Source organism: Pauljensenia sp. C0170B5 (assembly GCF_056590195.1).
This window is the reverse complement of sequence record NZ_JBWPVR010000007.1, coordinates 21,976-43,146: the sequence shown is the minus strand read 5'-3', so window position 1 is coordinate 43,146 and position 21,171 is coordinate 21,976. Positions and strand designations below refer to the sequence as shown.

At 59.4% G+C, this 21,171-nt stretch carries 15 protein-coding genes, 2 tRNA genes and 2 pseudogenes; 13 read left to right on the top strand and 6 right to left on the bottom strand.

From position 1 onward, the window contains the following. The first annotated feature begins 79 nt into the window (after positions 1–79). Both AC1EJZ_RS08625 and AC1EJZ_RS08620 read left to right on the top strand, forming a co-directional pair. Positions 80–168, top strand: a tRNA-Ser gene (locus AC1EJZ_RS08625). Positions 169–1,022: 854 nt separating this feature from the next. Next, positions 1,023–2,582, top strand: coding sequence for an Ig-like domain-containing protein (locus tag AC1EJZ_RS08620; RefSeq protein ID WP_058237681.1), 1,560 nt, complete (start codon positions 1,023–1,025; stop codon positions 2,580–2,582). 175 nt (positions 2,583–2,757) lie between these two features. On the opposite strand, the gene AC1EJZ_RS08615 is transcribed toward AC1EJZ_RS08620, so the two are convergent. The 3 genes from AC1EJZ_RS08615 to tdh all read right to left on the bottom strand — a co-directional run bounded on the left by AC1EJZ_RS08615 (position 2,758) and on the right by tdh (position 5,813). Next, positions 2,758–3,378, bottom strand: a complete 621-nt coding sequence (locus tag AC1EJZ_RS08615; protein ID WP_058237682.1) for a superoxide dismutase — start codon at positions 3,376–3,378, stop codon at positions 2,758–2,760. A 160-nt stretch (positions 3,379–3,538) separates the two neighbouring features. After that, on the bottom strand, positions 3,539–4,732 hold the full coding sequence (locus tag AC1EJZ_RS08610; RefSeq protein ID WP_058237683.1) for a glycine C-acetyltransferase: 1,194 nt from the start codon (positions 4,730–4,732) through the stop codon (positions 3,539–3,541). Between the two features lie 22 nt (positions 4,733–4,754). Continuing rightward, positions 4,755–5,813, bottom strand: coding sequence for an L-threonine 3-dehydrogenase (gene tdh / locus AC1EJZ_RS08605; protein ID WP_058237684.1), 1,059 nt, complete (start codon positions 5,811–5,813; stop codon positions 4,755–4,757). A 314-nt stretch (positions 5,814–6,127) separates the two neighbouring features. Here tdh and AC1EJZ_RS08600 point away from each other — a divergent pair, with 314 nt between their 5' ends. The 7 genes from AC1EJZ_RS08600 (at position 6,128) to AC1EJZ_RS08570 (ending at position 17,238) form a co-directional block, all read left to right on the top strand. Then, complete coding sequence (locus tag AC1EJZ_RS08600) at positions 6,128–7,552, top strand: serpin family protein (protein ID WP_082628644.1); 1,425 nt, start codon at positions 6,128–6,130, stop codon at positions 7,550–7,552. A gap of 493 nt (positions 7,553–8,045) precedes the next feature. Continuing rightward, entirely contained in the window at positions 8,046–10,001 is a 1,956-nt protein-coding gene (locus AC1EJZ_RS08595) for a DUF7059 domain-containing protein (protein ID WP_058237686.1), read from the top strand. A 110-nt stretch (positions 10,002–10,111) separates the two neighbouring features. Further along, complete coding sequence (gene topA, locus AC1EJZ_RS08590) at positions 10,112–13,060, top strand: type I DNA topoisomerase (protein ID WP_058237687.1); 2,949 nt, start codon at positions 10,112–10,114, stop codon at positions 13,058–13,060. 61 nt (positions 13,061–13,121) lie between these two features. Continuing rightward, the gene (gene tmk, locus AC1EJZ_RS08585) at positions 13,122–13,970 is read left to right on the top strand and encodes a dTMP kinase (protein ID WP_058237957.1); all 849 of its coding nucleotides are present in this window, start codon (positions 13,122–13,124) and stop codon (positions 13,968–13,970) included. Positions 13,971–14,062: 92 nt separating this feature from the next. Continuing rightward, complete coding sequence (locus AC1EJZ_RS08580; RefSeq protein ID WP_058237688.1) at positions 14,063–15,232, top strand: DNA polymerase III subunit delta'; 1,170 nt, start codon at positions 14,063–14,065, stop codon at positions 15,230–15,232. A 114-nt stretch (positions 15,233–15,346) separates the two neighbouring features. After that, complete coding sequence (locus tag AC1EJZ_RS08575; RefSeq protein ID WP_058237689.1) at positions 15,347–17,032, top strand: alpha/beta hydrolase; 1,686 nt, start codon at positions 15,347–15,349, stop codon at positions 17,030–17,032. 133 nt (positions 17,033–17,165) lie between these two features. Then, positions 17,166–17,238: transfer RNA gene (locus AC1EJZ_RS08570), tRNA-Thr, on the top strand. A 79-nt stretch (positions 17,239–17,317) separates the two neighbouring features. Here the strand turns inward: AC1EJZ_RS08570 and AC1EJZ_RS08565 are convergent. After that, positions 17,318–17,548, bottom strand: a pseudogene (locus tag AC1EJZ_RS08565) (helix-turn-helix domain-containing protein); the annotation flags it as partial. A 91-nt stretch (positions 17,549–17,639) separates the two neighbouring features. Between AC1EJZ_RS08565 and AC1EJZ_RS08560 the strand changes: the two are divergent. Next, positions 17,640–17,867, top strand: coding sequence for a MerR family transcriptional regulator (locus AC1EJZ_RS08560; RefSeq protein WP_157843529.1), 228 nt, complete (start codon positions 17,640–17,642; stop codon positions 17,865–17,867). A 295-nt stretch (positions 17,868–18,162) separates the two neighbouring features. On the opposite strand, the gene AC1EJZ_RS08555 is transcribed toward AC1EJZ_RS08560, so the two are convergent. Continuing rightward, on the bottom strand, positions 18,163–18,576 hold the full coding sequence (locus AC1EJZ_RS08555) for a hypothetical protein (RefSeq protein ID WP_154955731.1): 414 nt from the start codon (positions 18,574–18,576) through the stop codon (positions 18,163–18,165). Here AC1EJZ_RS08555 and AC1EJZ_RS08550 point away from each other — a divergent pair. The 3 genes and pseudogenes from AC1EJZ_RS08550 to AC1EJZ_RS08540 all read left to right on the top strand — a co-directional run bounded on the left by AC1EJZ_RS08550 (position 18,575) and on the right by AC1EJZ_RS08540 (position 20,829). Further along, positions 18,575–19,774 (top strand): hypothetical protein, encoded by a 1,200-nt coding sequence (locus AC1EJZ_RS08550; protein WP_154955732.1) that lies wholly within the window; start codon positions 18,575–18,577, stop codon positions 19,772–19,774. The two genes, AC1EJZ_RS08555 and AC1EJZ_RS08550, sit on opposite strands and share 2 nt — an antisense overlap. After that, positions 19,771–19,965 (top strand): annotated as a pseudogene (locus tag AC1EJZ_RS08545) (MarR family transcriptional regulator); the annotation flags it as partial. The gene AC1EJZ_RS08550 and the pseudogene AC1EJZ_RS08545, both read left to right, overlap by 4 nt. 72 nt (positions 19,966–20,037) lie before the next feature. Continuing rightward, positions 20,038–20,829, top strand: a complete 792-nt coding sequence (locus AC1EJZ_RS08540; RefSeq protein WP_154955733.1) for a hypothetical protein — start codon at positions 20,038–20,040, stop codon at positions 20,827–20,829. Positions 20,830–20,897: 68 nt separating this feature from the next. On the opposite strand, the gene AC1EJZ_RS08535 is transcribed toward AC1EJZ_RS08540, so the two are convergent. Continuing rightward, complete coding sequence (locus AC1EJZ_RS08535) at positions 20,898–21,170, bottom strand: hypothetical protein (RefSeq protein WP_480294589.1); 273 nt, start codon at positions 21,168–21,170, stop codon at positions 20,898–20,900. Between the last annotated feature and the right edge of the window lies 1 nt (position 21,171).

Genomic DNA, 21,171 nt, shown 5'->3' with positions numbered 1-21,171 from the left:
TGTTTTTGGCCACGGTTAGCCGCCAGATCGCTGCTGAAGTAGCGTTGGTCGACGGATTTCGTGTAATCTGACTGGCCGAGGTAGCGTGTCCGAGCGGCCGAAGGTGCAGCACTCGAAATGCTGTGTGGTGATAAGCCACCCTGGGTTCGAATCCCAGCGCTACCGCCATTAAGAACCGCAAGATACCAACGAAAAGTCAGGGTCAGCGGTTCAGGGAAAACCGGACGGTGCACCAACGGTGCACATTCAGACCAAACTGCACACTTCGTGAGCGCTCAAAAGTAGTTAACGCTCAGACCTAGCGTGCTCAGTGAATAGCGCTAAACGCCCCGCCGCCTGACACCCTCACTGCTAGCCACACAGACACAGCGACAAGGCAATCGAGACAGCGGCCACGACAAAACGAACAGTGTCACGCCGTCAGCAGCGGTCTTACAGTTCTTCTTTATCGGCTGACTGCACACCGGGCACAGCCGAGTCTGACGGGATTTCCTCACCAATCATAATCAACACAAGAAATCAAGAATCATCACGACTTAACCCCGAAAAACATAAGTTCACCAGGAAACGCCGACCTGGCAAGCCGAAACACTCAACCGGAGCACCACGTTTTGGCAATTGACCCTTCTTTGGCTCCTGCCCTCTCCTGCGAGTCGGCAGGGGCCAGGTCTGTCAGTACACGCCCGCACCCCGCATGGCAATTGACGAGGGCGCCCCCATCCACTGTTGATCAGGGGGTTCGTGCACACGCCGCCCTTAGATTGAGGGGATTGTGCACCACAGAGCCTGAGAATGAGGGCAGTGTGCACACATCACCCGAAGAACCAGGCCGTGGCGCATCCCTTCCAGTACGATCTACGCAACGATGCCGCTACACTCATTAGTCGAACACGGCCATTCGAGCGGTACTCGGTGCTCTGGCGAGAGGGCCATTTCTACCAAAGTGTTGGGTTTTGTGGACTGGGAATGTAAAATGCTCCTAACCATCAATCTGGTGTGAGAAGGGACTCGCTACTGTGAGAATGAAAACGAGGGCATCACTGAGCGCACTTGCAGCCTTCGCGCTGGTCGCAGGTGTGCAGGGCATGACAAGTGTGGCGCAGGCAGCTGAAGAACCGCCTGAGAGCAGTTATACGCTGAACTTCAAATGGAAGACGTATGACAGCAATCCGGGGTGGACGTACGACCAATCGCGTACGGGTATTTCCAAAAAGATGAGGATGTACTGCACTCTCTACGGCAAGACGAGTCCGGATGCGGCTGAGAAGCAAATTCCTGCTTATGAGTGGGCAGATGTTCAAGTGACGTATGGCGAGAAGTCGTCGTATGTCGTGAAGACGCCGTCAACTCGCACCGTTGACGGTACGGATTATGTAGATGTGCATATCGATGCGTGTTATCACGTCATGAATGACGAAGAAGGATTTGCGCGTGATCTTGCCACGTCCCACTCGACCGTGGCTGGCACCAACGTCGACGATATTTCGATCTTTCAGCAGGCGAACACCGACTTTGAATTCGTTCTGACTGAAGGCGTCATTCACCCCGAAGATGCGGATGGTGTATCGGTCAAGATCGGACTGAATCGTACCTATAAAGGTAAGACTGAAGAAAACTTCAAAGGAAAAAGCCGCCAGAAAACTGTCAATACCTACAACTTCAAGGGCAACGCAGTTCACCATCCGAGCGCGGAATACAATGCTGATCGTACTCAGACGCCCATTACCAGAGCAGCTTCCGGGAATGATCTCGACATCTTCAGCCCTTATACGGGTCGCATCAAGACCTACGCGTTGAATGCGAAGTTTGCTGACACGGGCGGCGTTGTGAACGCAAATGGTCGCTACGAGATTGAAAAGGTCGAAGGCGACGATCTGACTGGGTGGACTGTATACGTCAAGTCCAATGTGAAGGAAGTTGCGCCTGAGAAACCGACCACCACCCAACCGGACAAGTGCGGTGAAGAAGCGACCGTTAACCTGCCAAAGGCGGAGGATCCTGACAATCCGGTGTGGAATTACGAGGAGACCCGCGTTAATGCGAAGGGTGAGCCGGACGAAAAAGGCCAGTTTATGAAGGTGACGGCTAAATTGGCTGACCCTGTTCTCTACATCGTGAAGAAGGATGAAACCACGGGCGAACCGGTCCAGACCGAATGGACATTCGACATCGCCGCTGCCGCATGCCCGGCAGCACCAAACTGGGATGATGTGACAACTCCTGCTGACAAGCCTGTCGTTGTTCCCAACCACGGTGGCCCGGTCGCCGACGGTGCCACTGTCCAGGTCAAAGGACCGGGAACGGCTGTTATCAACGACAATGGCAACATCACCGTAACCCCGAATTCCGGTGCGCGCGTCGGTGATGTCATTACCGTGACTGTGCTGGACAGGGACGGCAAGGTGCTTGATAGCTTCCAGGTCACGTTGACGAAGGTTGACCAGGTCATCACAGTCAAGCCCGCTGCCGACAGGAAGGGACTGGCACGTACCGGTGCTGATCTTGGGATGAGCGGTGCTGCAGCGGCTCTCGCGCTGCTTGCAGGTGCGTCGACCATGATCTTGGCGCGTCGTCGACGTTAGTAAACGATTCGGTTCACCGCCACAGGTGATCTGCAGAGTGTGGCTCCTCGTCTTTCAGGCGAGGAGCCACACTGCCTGTGAACCGCAAAAAGAAGGTGCTCCGAAGCATGAAACTTCGGAGCACCTTTGGTCAGTGGTGCGCCGCGCTGTCGCGGAGCATTCAGTTAGCGGAAAGTCAGGCTACAACCAGACCCTTGAAACCGCGAGCGCGCTCCAGGCGCTCGCTGACATCCTGCCAGTTCACCAGGTTCCACCACGCCTTGACGTAGTCAGCCTTGACGTTCAGGTAATCCAGGTAGAAGGCATGTTCCCACATGTCCAGCATGAGCAGCGGGACCGTCGCAACGGGCACATTCTGATGCTGATCAAACAGCTGGAACGTCACCAGGCGCTCCGCAATTGTGTCCCATGCGAGCACTGCCCAGCCGGAACCCTGCAGACCGGTCGCAGCTGCGGTGAACTGTCCCTTGAATGCGTCGAAAGAAGTGAAGAATTCCTTGATGGCTTCAGCCAGCTCGCCTTCAGGCTCGCCGCCGCCGTCCGGAGACATGTTCTTCCAGAAAATCGAGTGGTTGGTGTGGCCACCGAGGTTGAACGCCAGATCCTTCTCCAGCTTGTTGATCGTGGGGAAGTCGCCCTTCTCCTGCGCTTCGGCAAGCTTTTCGAGGGCGGTGTTAGCGCCGGTCACATATGTGTTGTGATGCTTGTCGTGGTGCAGCTCCATAATCTTGCCGGAAATGTGCGGTTCCAGCGCGGAGTAGTCGTACGGAAGATCAGGCAGTGTATAAGTCGGCATGGCAGCTCCTTAGCTCTAGACGAGGCGATTTGCCACACATCCGGGCCTTAAGCCCTGGATGCTTCTTCTTTAGGGTATCGGCCTTCGAATCTTTTCGCATGACTTATATGAGGTAATTACTGGTCACCCTCGTCCACTCTGTCAGTCCGACATCAGCTGCCTACCCAATAACGCTCTCACGTGCATCAATGAATGCCTTGACACACGCGCGTACATCGTCCTCGCTGTGCGCGGCCGACAGCTGCACGCGAATACGTGCCAGCCCCCGCGGAACCACAGGGAAACTGAACGCCGTGACATACACACCCAGCTCCAACATGCGGGCCGCAATTTTGACGGCCAACGCCGCTCCATCATCTCCACGGAACATCACGGCATGAATCGGATGCGAACCGGGCAGGACATCAAATCCGGCGTCCTCCATGAGAGAGCGGAACAGTGCCGACATCTCCTTCAGGTGAGCGCGCGCATCGTCAGCCTGGGCGGCCAGTTCCAAAGCCTTACGCGACCCTGCCACAACAACGGGAGCCAACGTGTTGGAGAACAGGTACGGTCGAGCCTGCTGACGCAGGGTGTCCACAATGGCCTGCGGGCCAGCGACATACCCACCCGAAGCGCCACCCAGCGCCTTGCCGAGTGTGCCGGTCAGAATATCCACCCGACCCTCCACACCGCAGTACTCAGGAGTTCCCCGACCGTGCTGACCGACGAACCCTGTCGCGTGCGAATCATCCACCATGACGAGGGCGTGAAACTCCTCTGCCAGATCGCAGATCTGTTCAAGGGGAGCGTACGAGCCGTCCATCGAGAAGACACCGTCAGTGACGATGAGGACCTGATCGCACTTCTTGTCTCGAGCTGCCTGGAGCTGGCGACGCAGATCCTCGATGTCGGCATTGCGGTAGCGGAAGCGGGTGGCCTTGCACAGGCGAATACCGTCAATCAGTGACGCATGGTTGAGCTCGTCAGACACGATGGCGTCATCGGGACCCAGAAGGGCGCCGAAAATTCCGCCGTTGGCATCAAAACACGACGAAAACAGGATGGAGTCATCCATGCGGAGAAACTGAGCGATCTCGCGCTCCAGCGCACTGTGCTGATCCTGAGTACCGCAGATGAAACGCACCGATGACATTCCGAAACCCCACCGGTCAAGCGCTTCCTTCGCTGCATCGACAAGTCTCTGATCCCCTGCCAGTCCCAGGTAATTGTTGGCACAGAAGTTGAGCGCCTGCCCGGAGTTGGTGTCAACGTGGGAGCCCTGGCGACCCAGGATTTCGCGCTCCTCCTTATACAGTCCCTGCTGGCGAATCTGATCGAGGTGAGCTGTCAGCCGTTCGCTGAGTGTGTCCATTGTGAAATGCTCCTTCGGATCTCTATTTCTCCCAATCGATAATGACTTTACCTGCCGTGCCGCTGGCTGCGGCTTCGAACGCATCCTCCCACTGCTCAGGGGCGAATCGGTGCGTGATGATGGAACGAACAGATTCGCGCAGCTTCTCGGACGATTCCATCATGAACGTCGCCAGGTACCACGTGTCGAACATCTGGCGCCCATACACCCCTTTAATGGTGAACATGCGGGTGATGACCTTGCCCCAGTCCACGGGGAAGGCGCCTTTCGGCAAGCCGAGCAGTGCCAGTGTTGCACCATGGGTGCAGCAGTCGATCAACGTGGTCAGCCCGCCGGGAGCTCCCGACATCTCGATTCCCACGTCGAAACCCTCACGAATGCCCAGTTCAGCCATCACATCTGGAACCGTGCGGCGCGTAATGTTGACCACGGCGTCCGCCCCTACCGAGCGCGCCATGTCCAGGCGTTCCTCCTGAACGTCGGTGATGACGACGTGGCGCGCGCCCGCATGTCGGGCGATCGCCACGCACATGATCCCGATAGGGCCTGCACCCGTAATCAGTACATCCTGACCAGTCATCTCCACCTGCTGACAGGTGTGGACAGCGTTCCCAAACGGATCAAAAAGTGCGCCGAGCTCCGGGTCGATGAGGTCGGGCTGAACCCACACGTTTGACGCCGGCACCACCACGTAGTCAGCGAAACCACCGTCGCGGTTCACGCCGATGCCGACGGTGCGCAGGCACATCTGCTTGCGGCCCGCGCGGCAGTTACGGCACCTGCCGCACACGATGTGCCCCTCCACTGATACGTGCTGTCCGGGATGTAGCTCGTCGCAGCCGAATCCGGCAGCGACACCCTCGCCAATTTCGACGATCTCCCCGAAAAACTCGTGCCCCAGCGTCTGCGGTGGGGTGAGGGATCCGGGGGCTCCGCCATCCCAGTTGAACAGGTGAACATCCGTGCCGCACAGGCCTGCGCGCTGCACTTTAATTTTGACTTCACTCGGGCCGACTGCCGGTTCGGGGATGTCGCACAGCTCCAAACCTGGTGCCTGTGCCATTTTGCGAAGTGCGCGCACGATGAGCCTCCTTGCTGCCAAAGCTGCGATGCTGCAGGCTGTCTGGAGGGCGAGCGCACCGCCTGAAAAATGTCAGCTCCTAGTGTGGCACGTATAGCCGCTGAAGTGAGAATTTGCGAGGGGAGGCCGAAGCCTGTGCGGATGACCGTATCGTGGTACCGCTCAGCTCATGGGGTATAGGTGCGCTGAGGCGTTGGGGCCTTGGTACTGGATGATCGTGGCAGACGATGAAGATGTCACGTCTTGGCAATGGTGGGTATTCATTTATGTAACGGGGGTTGTGGGCTGCTTCACTTCCTCATAATCTATGGATTATGGATAAAGGTTTTGAGGTGTGTCCCCATTGGGGGCGCGTGGTGTGCGGTTGTATCGGGAGTGCGATCCTTGTGGCTGGATGCACGATGGGCGGCGGACAGGGAGATGAACCACAGTCCCCGGCTGGCACAGTGGTTGAGCAGGGCGTGCCGCTCAATGTGGACATCGAGATTGGCCCGCTGGAAGCCGGGTCGTTTGATTCGCTTGATGATCAGGCCCGTGTGTCGATGTATGCGATGGGGTTGTCCACCGTTGCGCGCGCTGCTCGCTTAGGCGGCAGCGCTCAAAGTGGCAGTGCGGATGAGGGCGGCATGAGTGGCAACGGTGAAGCCAGCGTAGGCGGTGATTCGAGTGACACGAATGTGTTGACGTCTCCTGTTGGCACGGCGACAGCTATTGCGCAGATTGCCTTGGGTGCCCGAGGGCAGACGCGCGCGGAGTTTGAGCGGCTGATGGGCCTCAGTTCTGATGATGCGGCCAATCAGTTTTCCAAGGCATGGAACATGTGGGATCGCTGGAATGGTGATCCTGGGCAGGTCGCTGGTGGCGCAGTGGCCGAGAACCCGCTGGTCGCGCGATCGATGCGTATGGTCCTCGACGACGATCTGGTGCCTGATCCCGCGTGGCTTCATGCCGTAACGTCGAATTGGGACAGCGAGGTTGCCGATCTGGATCTGCAGTCTGCGTCAGCCAAGGAGGACCTGGACAGCTGGGTTAATGAACGCAGCGGAGGTTTGGTTGACGCCTCCGCAATTCAGCTTGATGAAAACTCGCGCCTGGTGGGGCAGAACGCGGTGGTTTTCAGTGCTCCGTGGGCGAAGCCATTTGATCAGAACAATACGCGGCGAAATGAGTTCTACACGGCTGAAGGGCCAGTCAAACTGGTCGATACGATGCACGCCGAGACTCCGGCACGTGCATTCGAGGACGACAAATGGACCGCCGGGACGCTGCCCTACAAAGGTGATGAACTGGTGCTTCACATTCTGATGCCTCACGAGGGGACACAGGTGAGTCCGGCCAGCATCGATGAGATGGTGAATGTGCTCGGTGACGTGGATGAGACGGAGGTGGACGTGTCTCTGCCGAAGGTCGATTTCACGTCATCATCGGATCTGCTGACGATCCTCGAAGACATGGGCGCACCTGTCGATCTGGGACACGGGGACTTTTCAGGGTTTGGCACCTCCGCTGATGAGGGGTCGGCGGTGTTTCTCGACCAGTTTGTTCAGCAGGGACGTTTAATCATGAAGGAGAAGGGCACTGTGGCGGCAGCGGTGACCGAGTTCGGAGGAAGAGCTACTGCGCCGGCACCGCCGCCCATGCTTGTGTTTGATCACCCATACCTCGCGATCATCGCGGAAATGCAAACCAATACGCCGCTGTTTATGGCATGGATCGGTGATCCGTCCCTGGTCAACTAGGGCAACTCAGTCGACTGCCAGGCGCATGGTGAGACGGGCTGCCCGTCCCTGATTCCCCTTAGGTTCGCCCCAGTGCAGGTGCACAATGCCCCAGGAACTCGTGCCCGTGTGCACATACCCCTAAAAAAGGCGTCCATACGTGCACATACCCCTGGAAAGTCGGCCCTGTGTGCACATACCCCTAGATCTAACGTCACGCCACATCACCCGAATTCTAAACATGCAGGTCAGGAGGTCGCGGGCTAGTCCCCGACGATGACATCCGAGGTTTATCTAGGGGAATGTGCACCGAGAGACCTTAAATCTAGGGGAATGTGCACCGAGAGACCTTAAAACTAGGGGTATGTGCATTGAGCAGCTTCAGATCCAGGGGTATGTGCAACTGCGACGTCCTCGCGGCCTCAGGTTAGCTGCCCGACTCGGAGCGCACGTGCACGCTCACCCGGCGACGTCCTCGCGGCCTCAGGTTGGCTCGTCCGCGTAGGCTGGGTGCATGCGAACAGATGACGTGTCGGATGCGAGCCAGCAGATTCCGCCGCAGACACCCTCGGGCGCGACGAAACCGCCGCACCCTCCCTCGGACATTGCGAAGTCGCCGCGACCGCCTGCGCTCGACGACAATCTGATCGAGGCATTGCGCCGGGACCTTGAAGCAGCTCACTTCACCGTCGATTATGTTGACTCGCTGCTCAGCCAGCAGGCGCAGAATGCGTTGATGCGTGATCAGCGCGTGCCGGCGATGGTGGAGCTTCAGCGGCTGATTGATGGTGAGTTCGCCGGGAACGCCGCAGCCGCCGCAACGTTGGCGCAGCTGTTTATCCTGGGGATGGATGTGGACTATGACCGCGTCGATGCGGCATTGCCGGCTCTGGGCAGTGCTGGGGCCTGCGCGCTCGGCCTCATCGCACCTGCCGGCGCGAGCGCGAATGCCGCCGAAACCAGCGGTGCCGACGCGAACGCGAAAGCCGCTGAGACCGGCAACCTCGCCGGGAACGCCGGTGAAACCAGCAGCGATGTCGAGTCAGCCGCCGCTCCGATGCGCGCGCTGTTTGACCTGCGACCACATGCCGCCACGCTGCCGGACGGCGACCATCACTGGTGGGTCCTCTCCGATCTGGGAGAGGCCACAACGGGCAGGCCGCTTGCTCCTGACCACGTGCTCGGCATCGGCGGAGCAACGACAACGTTGCTGACACTGACCGACCGCACACCCGTTGACAGCGCACTGGATGTCGGCACAGGCTGCGGCATTCAGGCACTCTACCTGGCCACGCACTGCACCCGAGTCGTGGCGACAGACCTGTCTGAACGCGCCTGTGAAATCACCCGTTTCAACGCCGCACTGAATCAGGTAGCCATTGACGTGCGCTGCGGATCCCTGTTCGAGCCGGTCGCCGGCGAGCGCTTCAACCTGATCGTCTCCAACCCACCATTCGTCATCACTCCCGATTCGGTGCGCGCATCCGGATTGATGCAGTACCGCGACGGTGGCGCGCAGCGAGACCACCTGATTGCGCAGATCATTCGCGAGGCACCCGACCACCTGACCGAGGGCGGCACCATTCAGATGCTGGCAAATTGGGAGGTCGACTCTGACTCCACCGCCACATGGTCCGATCACCCCAGAAGCTGGTTCGACGGCCTCCCCGTGGACGCGTGGGTGATTCAGCGAGACTGCCTCGAACCTGCCCAATACGTCGAAATGTGGCTGCGAGATTCCGGCGGCACGCTCACCGCCCGCGACACGTTCGAACGCGCATACGCCGACTGGCTGGCTGACTTCACCGCGGCCGGCGTCCAGTCGATCGGCATGGGACTCATTGCAGCTCGCCGCCGCCCGGATTTCGCTGAGAAGGGTCCTTCCGCCGACGGGGGTAGTCCGATTGACGAGGACGACGTGGCCGCCTCACCATCCAGTGCCAATGGGAATGAGCCGGATCGGGCGACGCAGCGCCGGCCCGCATACGTGGAATGTGACGCGGTGGCGACCGGACATGTGCCAACCGGGCGAGACATACGTCGAGGCCTTGACATTATTCAGCTCGTCGCCACCCGCGCCGGCGGAGGCAAGATCTATGGCAGCAGTGACAATGGCGGCAGCGTGGAGGGCGATAGCACCGATGGCGGAAGCGCCGACCTCCTATGGGACCTGCACGCCGTGTGCAGCCCGGATGTCACCCAAGTGCGTTATTTTGCGCCCGGTGAGGCCGACCCGCAAGTGATCGAGCTGCTCCAGGGTGGAGGTGTCGGACTGAAAACCTCGGTGAGTTCGGAACTGGCCGGCCTGGTGGGCGCTGCAGATGGCGAGCTGACCCTGGGACAGATCGTTGCCGCGATCGCAGCGCTCATGGAACTTGACCCCGGCGACCTGCGAAATCGTCTGTCGCCGGAGGTGATCCGCCTCCTCAAGTTCGGCATATTGCGCACCAGCTCACAGGACACGCCGTGAGCGAGATGCCGGTTAAACGTTGTATGGTCATCAGCGAACCACATTTCGCGGCTAAGTGAATTTCCCTCGGGAAGGCGAAATGACGGACAGGCAGGAAGGAACGGAGGGACATGGGCGCGTCGAAGTTAGTCATCGTCGAGTCTCCGGCGAAGGCGGCCACTATTGGATCTTATTTAGGGCCGGGCTTTCGTGTTGAAGCCTCGGTCGGTCATATCCGCGACCTGCCTCAACCGTCCGAACTGCCCGTGTCCATGAAGAAGGGCCCGTACGGTCGTTTCGCCGTCAACGTCGAAGACGGCTTTACTCCTTACTATCAGGTGACGCCTGAGAAGAAAAAGCGTGTCACTGAACTCAAGCGCGCCCTTAAGGATGCTGACGAGCTCTACCTGGCCACTGATGAGGACCGCGAGGGTGAAGCCATCGCGTGGCACCTGCTGGAAGTGCTCAAACCGAAGGTGCCCGTCAAGCGCATGGTGTTCCACGAAATCACCCGCGAGGCTATTGAGCGCGCACTGGACAACACGCGCGATATTGACACCGACCTGGTTGACGCGCAGGAGACTCGACGCATCCTTGACCGCCTCTACGGCTATGAAGTCTCACCGTTGTTGTGGCGCAAAATCCGCCCATCCTTGTCGGCCGGCCGCGTCCAGTCGGTAGCAACTCGCCTGATTGTGGATCGTGAACGCGACCGCATGGCGTTTATCCGCGCGGACTACTGGTCCATCGATGCCTTCATTCAGGCTGACGAGGGTGACTTTACGGCGCGTGTGAGCGCGCTCGATGGGCGTCCTGTAGCCACTGGCACTGATTTTTCCGAAGAGGGTGTGCTGTCGGACAAGGCTCGCAAAGCTCAGACAGTGGCGCTGGATGAGGCTGCAGCCGACCGCCTGGCGGACGGTCTGCGTGAGGCTCCCTCGTCGATTGAATCCGTCACGAAGAAGCCGTACCGCCGTCGCCCTGCTGCGCCTTTCACGACGTCAACCCTGCAGCAGGAAGCTTCCCGTAAGCTGCACTGGAATGCGTCCTCAACGATGCGCACGGCGCAGTCCCTGTACGAGTCCGGTTACATCACCTATATGCGTACCGATTCGACCGCGCTGTCGAGCCAGGCAATCCGTGCGGCGCGCGCCCAGGCAGCTGAACTGTACGGCAGCGATGTCGTGCCGGACAAGCCCCGTATCTACGGCACGAAATCCAAAGGCGCGCAGGAAGCACACGAAGCGATCCGCCCTGCTGGTGACCATTTCCGCACCCCCGATGAGGTGCGTTCGGTGTTGAGCCGCCAGCAGTGGGCGCTGTATGACCTGATCTGGAAGCGCACAATTTCCTCGCAGATGGCGGATGCGACGGGGCATACCTCCACGATCCGTGTCCTCAGCCAGCTCACCGATGTGCTCGAGCTGCCAGATGGCACGGGCGCGCGGGAAGTGACCTCGTCCGTGTCTGGTACAACGATCACGTTCCCCGGGTATCGACTGGCCTATCAGGAAGGCCGCGACAAGGATCGCGATGAACAGGCGCTGTCACAGCCCGCCGCTGACGCAGCATCCGCTTCACAGCCTGGCTCGCAGGATGGTGCGCGCGGAGCGGAAACCCTGCTGCCTGCCGTGGAGGAAGGCGAAACTGTCACGGTTCACCACGCTGAAGCCGAAGACCATCAGACCCAGCCACCGGGGCGCTACACTGAAGCGTCACTGGTGAAAATGATGGAGCAGCTGGGAATTGGCCGCCCCTCCACCTATGCGGCAACGATTCAGACGATCGGAGACCGCGGCTACGTCACGCACCGCGGTCAGTACCTGGTGCCTACGTGGCTGGCGTTTTCCGTCACGCGCCTTCTGGAGGAAAACCTCTCTGACCTGGTGGATTACGATTTCACGGCGTCGATGGAAACCGACCTGGACCGCATCGCGGGCGGGCAGGAGAACTCGACGCAGTTCCTCACGGAGTTTTATCTCGGCAGCAGCGCAGACCAGACAGAGGCCGAGACTGCCAGTGGCGTCGATGGTCCGCGTGACGAAGTGGCCGACGCAGCGGCGGATGGGTCTTCCTCGTCGAAGCGTGAAGGACTACGCACCCAGGTTGCCTCGCTGGGCGACAATATCGATGCGCGGGCGATCAACTCGATTGACTACGGCAACGGCGTGACGCTGCGCGTGGGGCGCTACGGGCCGTACCTGGAGCGCGACAGTGACGATGTGCGCGCCAACGTGCCGCCGGACGTTGCGCCTGACGAGCTCGATGAAGCGAAGATTGCCGAACTGTTCACTCAGGCAGCTGATGATGGCCGTGAGCTCGGCATCGACCCGGCCAGCGGGCATATGCTCATCGCGAAAAATGGTCGCTTCGGCCCCTACGTTTCCGAAGTTCTGCCCGAGGACGCCGACGAGGGCGACGCTGCGAAATCGACGCGTAAGAAGAAGGTGAAGCCGCGCACGGCTTCCCTGTTCAAGTCGATGGATCTGGCGACGATCACACTGGATGATGCACTGATGCTGTTGTCGTTGCCCCGTGAAGTGGGAGCTGATCCGGCAGATGGCGAAGTGATCACCGCTCAGAATGGTCGCTATGGGCCGTACCTGAAGAAGGGGAGTGACTCGCGCTCACTGGAAAGCGAAGAGCAGTTGCTGACGATCACGTTGGATGAGGCGCTGGCACTGTTCGCTCAGCCTAAGACACGCCGTGGCCGCACGGCCAGGCCGCCGTTGCGTGAATTCGGTATTGACCCGATCTCTGAGAAGAAAGTGGTGGTCAAGGACGGCAGGTTTGGACCGTACATCACGGACGGTCAGACCAATGTGACGGTGCCGCGATCCGAATCGATCGAGTCGCTGACTGAAGCCCGCGCCTTTGAACTGCTGGCTGACAAACGCGCCAAGGGGCCTGCTCCCAAACACGGACGCAAGAGCACCTCCAGAACGACCCGCAAGAAAGCCTCCACGAAGAGTGCGAAGACGACGCGTAGGAGCGCCGGGACTGGTGCGAAGAAGTCGTCGGGCACGTCCAAGGCTTCAGCGTCGAAGAAGAACTCCTCATCTGCGGATGGCGACCAGTAGTGCGTCGGCCTGAACAGCGTGCATGTACGCAAATGCCGGTGCCTCGTGCAAAGATAGGCTCATGAGCACTTCCAGCGGGGATTCGCGGCGCAGGCGCGGCCTGTTCATCACCTTCGAAGGCGGTGACGGTGCAGGCAAAACCACCCAGATCGAACACGTCAAAGAGTGGTTTGATCAGGCTGGATGCGTCTCGTTTGTGACCCGCGAACCGGGTGGAACTGACATGGGTAACCAGCTGCGTCAGCTCATTCAGCACGGACCCGAAGACGTGGATCCGCGTACTGAAGCCCTGCTGTATGCGGCCGACCGCGCCTACCATGTAGCAACCGTGATCAGACCCGCGCTTGCGGCCGGTCAGGTAGTGCTGGCTGACCGATTCATTGACTCGTCAGTGGCCTACCAGGGCGCTGCGCGCGAACTGGGCGTGGATGAGGTACTGGCCTTGTCAAAATGGGCGACGGAGGACCTGTCGCCGGATCTGACATTGCTGTTGGATTTGCCCCCCGAGGTGGGTGCCAGACGAGGGTCGGCGTCGCACACCGCTGACCGTATCGAGCGTGAATCAATGGACTTCCATGAGCGAGTGCGCCACGAATACCTGCACCTGGCAGATCGCTACCCAGACCGCATTGTCGTCATCGATGCGGTCGGCACCCCTGAAGAAGTGTTCCGCGAGATCAGAGGCGTACTGGAGGAACGCGTTCGACCCGCATTGGGTCTCCTCGTCAATCATGAGGCGCACGATCAGGTCGAGCTGTCTGCGACCGAATCACCCCAGCCGAACGCGCCTGCGCCCGAGCATGCAGCATCGCAGACAGGCGATGAGGACCGGGCTGGCACGATGGTGGCGGCTTTGCTGAAAGAATCCCAGGGCACGTTGTGGGAAGGTGACAGTGAGGGACTGCTGTGATGAGCCCGACGTGTTGCAGCGGTGTGCCCACCAGCGGGTATCAGCGCCTGTACGAGGCCTGTGCGCCGGTATCGCTGTGAGGCAGGTGAGCGATGAGCGTATGGGATGACATTGTCGGTCAGGAAAAGGCCGTCGCCACGTTGCAGGAAGCTGCCCGCGCCGCCCGCCACATCGTCGAGGGCAACAGTGATCGCAGCACCCACTCCATGACCCACGCATGGCTCGTGACAGGGCCGCCGGGTTCCGGGCGATCCAACGCTGCGCTCGCATTTGCCGCGTGCCTGCAGTGCACAGGAAGTGAGATCGGGTGCGGCACGTGCCCAGGATGCGTGACGACAGTGGCTCGAACAAACGCTGACGTGCTGAGTGTTGCCACAGAAACCAGCATTATTACTGCAGAACAGGTGCGCGACATCATCATGCGCGCCCAGGTGGCGCCCTCGCAGGGCCGCTGGCGCGTCATCGTTATTGAAGACGCGGACCGCATTCAGGAACTCTCGTCGAATATCCTGCTCAAGGCTATCGAGGAGCCTCCCGAGCGCACCGTGTGGGTGCTGTGTGCACCAAGCTCCGAAGACATGATCACCACCGTCAGGTCACGCTGCCGACAATTGTCCTTGCGCATCCCATCGATTGACGCTGTGGCTGGTCTGCTGGTCCGGCAGCTCGGCGTGGATATGAACGTGGCGCGCGAGGCTGCGCGGGCAGCGCAGTGCCACATCGGGCGGGCGAAAGCCTTGGCGCGTGACCCCGAGGAGCGCGATAAGCGCCGTCAACGCATCCGCGCTGCCATTCACGTCGCCTCAGTCGGTGAAGCCGCTGTCGCCGCCCATGACCTAGTTGAGATGGCGAAGAGTGACACGGAGACGGTTGCCGAGCAGCGCAACACGGAAGAAGAAGCCAAGTTGCGCTACCAGCTCGGCATGGTCGAGGGCGACAAGATGACGCCGCATGTGCGCTCACAACTGCGCCAACTGCGTGAAAATCAGACCCGCCGCATGAAACGCTCACTGACCGACATGCTGGATCGGATCCTGCTGGACGTGATGAGCGTGTATCGCGATGTCCTCATGCTCCAGCTCGGTGCGAATCAGGATCTGATGAATGACGATGTCGCGGAGGTCATCGAACATATCGCCCGCACCTCCAGCCCGGAGCAGACTCTTGCGCGCATCGACGTGATCGACCAGGCGCGCACCAGACTGACCAACGGTGCGAATCCACTGCTCGCAATGGAAGCAATGGTGGTGGCGCTGCGTTAGATGCGCGTGGCGTCCAGCCGGAGGGTGCGCGACCGCATCGACACTGTCCGTGAACCAGGAGGCCCCGGTCTTCCATACGGGGGTAGGTAACTGAATCATTGTTAGTCTTGACCCATGAAAACGCGTTCACGCAACATCGTGATAATTCTGCTCGCCATACTGGTCGTCGTTGCGCTGGCAACTGTCAGTGCCGTGCTGATCGTTGGACACGACCGCAAGAGCGGTGGATCTGCCACTCACCAGCAGTCAGCCGTCAGCGAAGATGGTCGCACGGTCATCACCTCGGAATCAACGTTCAGCGACACTTTGGGTGACCTGCCGGAACCAACCATTGAGGGCTTCTACCAGCAGAAAGTCAACTGGCGTGAATGCACTGATGACGACCTCAAACAGATGGAAGGCTCGCAGCAGTCATCAGACGGATATGAGTGCGGCGCACTGTATGCACCGTTGGATTGGGACCAGCTCGACGGCGATGTGATTGCACTGGCGCTGGCCATTCACCGCGCACCGCAATCCGAAGGCGCATTGTTCTATAACCCCGGTGGGCCCGGTGGCCCGGCAACTTCGATCTTGCCCTACATTGCGAGCCAGGGACTGTCGATGGATCTGGCGGACCGCTTTGACATCGTGGCATTGGATCCGCGCGGAGTCGGCCAGTCCACGCCGGTTATCTGCCTGACAGACAAAGAACGCGATGAAACGGCCGCAATGTCCGACGATCCAGCCGATCAATCCGACAGCACCCAAGAGCCCACCCCGCAGGAAATTGTTGAGGATCTGAAGGCTGAATCCGCCAAGCTGGCAGCTGGATGTAAGGAACACAGCGGCTCCCTGGCCGAGCACGTCGACACGATCTCAGCTGCCAAGGATTTTGATATGGCGCGAGCCGCCCTCGGACAGGACAAACTGACCTATCTGGGGTACTCATACGGCACCTACCTGGGAGCGACGTACGCCGAGCTGTTCCCCGACAAGGTCGGACGCATGGTGCTTGACGGTGCGCTCGACCCGTCGCTCAGTGTTGACGAGGTTGAACGACTGCAGATGCAGGGGTTCGAGGACGCCCTCGCAAACTGGATTAAAGTGTGCTCCGCATCGTCGGACTGCCCGGTGGGGTCAAGTGTTGACGAAGGACTGGAGACTCTGAACGCGTTCTTCGATCAACTGGAAGAAAAACCGCTTGAGACGCAGGATCCTAACCGACCGCTGACGTCTTCCCTGGCCTTCAGCGCCGTGATCGGCCTGCTGTACGACACGCAGTTGCACGATGCGTTGACCCAGGGGCTGGATATGGCAATCAAGCAGGACGATGGGTCAACGATGCTGGCGCTCGCAGATCTGCTGATGGAACGCAACGCTGATGGCACGTACCAGAATAATTCGATGGAAGCAATCAGCGTGATTAACTCCCTGGACTATTCTCCGGTCGGAGACATTGAGCAATGGGCTGCTGCAGCGGAGAAGATGAAAGCTGAGCTGCCGTTCATGGGTCGTTTCGCCGGGTATTCCTCTGCCGCTTTGGAAGGCTGGCCCATTGAATCTACGCGTGAACGCGGACCGATCCACGCTGAAGGCACCCCGGAGATTGTTGTGGTGGGAACGACGCACGACCCCGCCACGCCTTATGTGATGTCGCAGGCGCTTGCCGACCAGCTCAGTAAGGGCGTGCTGGTGAGCTGGGATGGATGGAATCACACGGCGTATTCGCGCGACGGGTCGCGGTGCGTGCGTGATGCTGTTGACGGTTTCTTCCTCAACGGAACCGTCCCGCAAGACGGTCTTCAGTGCACGGATTAGGCACTAACCTTTGTGCGTGACGCGCTCCACCTGTCGAGCATTTGTCGCAGGCGTGGGTAGTCGGCTACAGTAAACGTCGTTGCCTATCAATTGATGCGCGTGGCGCAGCCACGTAGCGCTGATAGGGAAGGCGGCCACCTTAGCTCAGTCGGCAGAGCGATTCACTCGTAATGAATAGGTCGTGGGTTCGATTCCCACAGGTGGCTCTGAGCTAGCCCCCGCGAGAGCGGGGGTTTTCGCGTATCCGGGGGTGAACGGAGCAGGGATCCAGCCGCCTTTTCCATCCGGATGCGGCATAAGGTCTTGAGCTTCAAGATCAAAGAATGCAGCGGTAAGAAGCAGATCCTCGGCCGACCAGCCAACGTTTCCACGAAGCTTCCGGCTAAGTGACGATGGTGAGACGCCGATCGCGTGAGCAAGAACCTGTGCTTGAAAGCCAGCTGCAAAGAGATGCTGATTGACTGACAGTCCAACAGCTTGGTCAACAGTTATTTGTGAGCTCTGAGTCGGTGGCATCCGAGTAGACATATTTCAAATGTAACCCATGCGTGCAAATACCGCAAGTGTTGTACTTGACGGAAAGTCCACAAAAGGGCATTCTTGTTGCATGAACATGCAAAAAACGCAAGTAGATGAGATTATCGGCACTGTTGTTGCTGCGGAGATCCTTGGGGTTTCGCCTGATACCGTCCGGCGTTGGGCGCGAACGGGGAAAGTTCGCTATGTGGAGTTGCCTTCAGGGCGGATGAGGTTTCGGCGCGAGGATATCGAAGTGTTGTTGGAGCCGGTTGAACCGCGTGGCGCGGGTGGTGGAGCGGTGAGGGGGTTGTGGTGAGTGCTGAGGCGGTTCAGTGGGCGTGGCGGGTTGAGTGTCGCAGGTTGAGTGACAAGCTTGTTCTTCTGCGGTTGGCGTGGAAGGCGGATGACGGTGGGGTTGTTCGTGTTGATCCTGCTTTGGTGTCGGGTGTGACGGGTTTGAGTGTGGCGCGTGTTGAGGCGTGCTTGTCGTCTTTGGAGCGTTCGGGTCTTATTGAGGCTCGGCGTTGGTCTGATTCGGGCTGTTGGTCGGCTCGTTTGGTGTTAGGCGGTGTGCTGTGAATCTAGGCGTTTTGCGTGCGCGTGTTGCATGTTTAGGGCCGCAGATTTTCCTTGGGGGACCGTATGGTCCAGCGTTCTCCGTCTTCGGTCTGCTCAATGGTAATGAACGCTGTTTGTTGCCATCGCAGCATAGTGGAGAGCTCACGAAGAAGCGTTTCTGGAGAGTCTGTTTCCGGAAGGTAGACCGTGTGGGTTTTCATGGTGACGCCGGAGGTTCGGCTGTTCGAACCGTCAATTGTTGCTTCTGCGGCTGTTGTGACTCCGAGTGCTCCTTCATCTGCTTTTTCAATTTTGACGTAGGGGTCGATGCTTCCTGCGTCACGAATCACGTTCACAATGGTGCTTGCTGCTGTCTCGGGTTTGATTATCCACATGTTCATTGGGGTTGCGCCCTTCTTCTCGTGGGTTTTGCTTGTGCTTTTGAGTTTAACCAGAGGTGTGGTCATGGCTGGTGAGTTTTTTGTCGTGCGTCGTGGGGCGACTGCGGTTCCTAATGCGACGGTGTGGAATAAGAAGTTGTCCATTCAGGCGTTGGGCGTGTTGGCACTGCTGTTGTCGATGCCTCCTGGCGCGCCTATGGGGTATCGGGCGTTGCTGGGGCGTGGTATGGGGCGTGATTTGTTGTTGCGGTGTTTTAGGGAGTTGGAGGAGTCGGGGTATCGGTGGCGGTTTTATGACCGTCAGGGTTCTGGCCGTTTAGTGACGGTGGTGGGCGTGTTTGATGTGCCTGTTTGTGAGGTGGAGGCGCGTGAAGCGTTGGAGTTGGCTCGTGGTGGAGCGCTGGGTGCGGTGTGCTCGGCAGGTTCGGGTGAAGGCAAGCAGGAGACTGGACCGTCTTCGGAGCAGGAAGGCGAGCCTGATCCGGTTGAGCGTCTTGGTGATGGTGCTGTAGGCGAGTCGCATGATTGCAAGGGTGTCACCGTGCGCCGGATTTCCGGCGCACGGTGTGAACGGGGCGATTGTGATTCCACCGTGCGCCGGGTTACCGGCGCACGGTCAGCCGTAGCACGGTCAGCCGGCGCACTATCCCTACGGGATACCAAGTTATTAGATAAATCTAATAACCTGACCGAACCAGACCTGGGTGAATCGGATTCGAAGCGTTGTGGTGATGAAGGGTGTGGTGCGGTTGGGTCCGGTCGGGCTGTGAGTGTTGATGGTTCTTCTGGGTCTTCGGGCGTGTCGGTGTCTGGCGGCGAGAACGTGGTGCCTGGCGCGGGCTTGTTGGCGCAGTGTCTGCCGCCTGGGATGCAGGCGTTGGATCCGTCTGGTGCTGCCAGGGTGGTTGGGTTGTTGCGTGAACGGTTGGATGCGGGGTGGCGTCCGCGTGAGATTCGGCGCGTGATGGATCAGCCGGTGCCTGGTGATGTGGGCCGGTTGTCGGCGTTGGTGGCGTATCGGTTGGAGCGCAATGTTGCGCCATTGATGGCGCCTGCGCGCCTTCAGCGTGTGGCGTTGGATGCGGAAGCTTCGCGTCGGCGGCGTGCTGTTGAGGCGTTGGAGCGGGATGCTGGTGCGGATGTTGATCCGGTGTGGTCTCGCGTGTGGGATGAGGTGACTGCTGAGTGCGTGGGGGTGTCGCGGGTTGTGCAGGTGCGTGAGGCGCAGAAGCGGTATGACCGTTTGGTTGGTGATCAGGCATGACGTCGTGGTTGGTGTGGGCGCGTGGTGTTGGGGGTCTTACTGCGTCGCAGTCGTTGGTGCTGTTTGAGTTGGCGCGGCTTGCGGATGCGCGTGGTGTGGTGATTTGCGCTGTGGAGTATCTGGTGGAGTGTACGGGTGTTTCTCGCAGGTCGGTGTTTCGCTCGTTGGCGGGTTTGGAGTCGCGCGGGGTTTTGTCACGCCAGATGCGGTATGTGCGGGGTCGTAAGGCGGCTTCACGGTTCGTGTTGCATTGGATGGCTGGGGTGAGTGATTCGCCTGTCCAGGGCGAGTTGTGTCCTGGACAGGCTGGGCGCGAGTCTGATGCGTGTGTGGGTGTTGTGCCGTTGTCGATGTCTGATAATGAGGGGTTGCGGCGTGTGGTGTTGGAGGCGGCTGCTGAGGGCTGGGTAGGCACTGCGGCGCAGTGCTTGGCGGTGACGGTGCAGGAGGTGGGCGCGCGCCAGTTCTCAAATGCGATTTCTCGGGGTGTGCAGTTTTCTCGGATGTCGTGGTCTGAGTCGGTGGCTGATACGTGTGGGATCGCGTGGGAGGTGTTGATGACGTGTGCCTCGCAGGTGGTGGAGGCGTCGCGGCCGTGGGCGGTGTGGACGACGATTGTGAATCGGCGGTGTTTTGCGCGCGATAAGTGTGCTGGTGTGGAGGAGGCGGTGGAGCCGTCAATGATGCCTGAGGCTGGGTTGCGTCCCGGCCAGGGCGATACGGCTGATGTGTGGGTGTGTGTTGATGATTTTGAGGGCCCGCTGGCTCGTATGGTGGAGGCGCTTATTGAGGCGGGAATGACCGAGACGTTGGCGTGGGCGGGAACTCGCCGTATAGCTGAGCTTGCGGTGGGTGATAGTAGTAGGCGGCATCGAATGGCGAGTGTGGATCCACGGTTGGGTGATTTGGGCGTGCAGGGTGCGGCTGCGCGCGCGTGGATGACGATGTTGGTTGGTTCGCGGCGTGGTGTCAAAGGCAGCCTGTTGCAGGCTGATGATGAGGCGCTGATGATAGCTGCTCGCGAGGTGGTGGAGGCCTTAAATCTGGCGGCATAGCAGGAACGTGAGGTGGATCACACGTGGCATTTGGGGGCATGGTGCCAGTTTGGCACCATGCTTTTTTGTTAGAGGGGTTTGAACTCGTTATAGATTTGTTCGAGTACTTCTTCGTAGTTGGTGTCTTGTCCTACCTCGACGGTGTTGGTGTTGACGGTGATGGTGATGCGGTAGAAGATTCTGATTTTGCTTGGGTTCAGGTTGAGTTCTTGAGCGATGTTGATGCCTTCGGCTTTGGCTGTGGTGTAGTCGTGGGCAATGAAATATCTGCTTCCTGCTTCGTCGGGGGTTTGTCCGTCGAAGGTGACGATGTATTCGTTGTGGCGTTCGAGTTGTTGCATG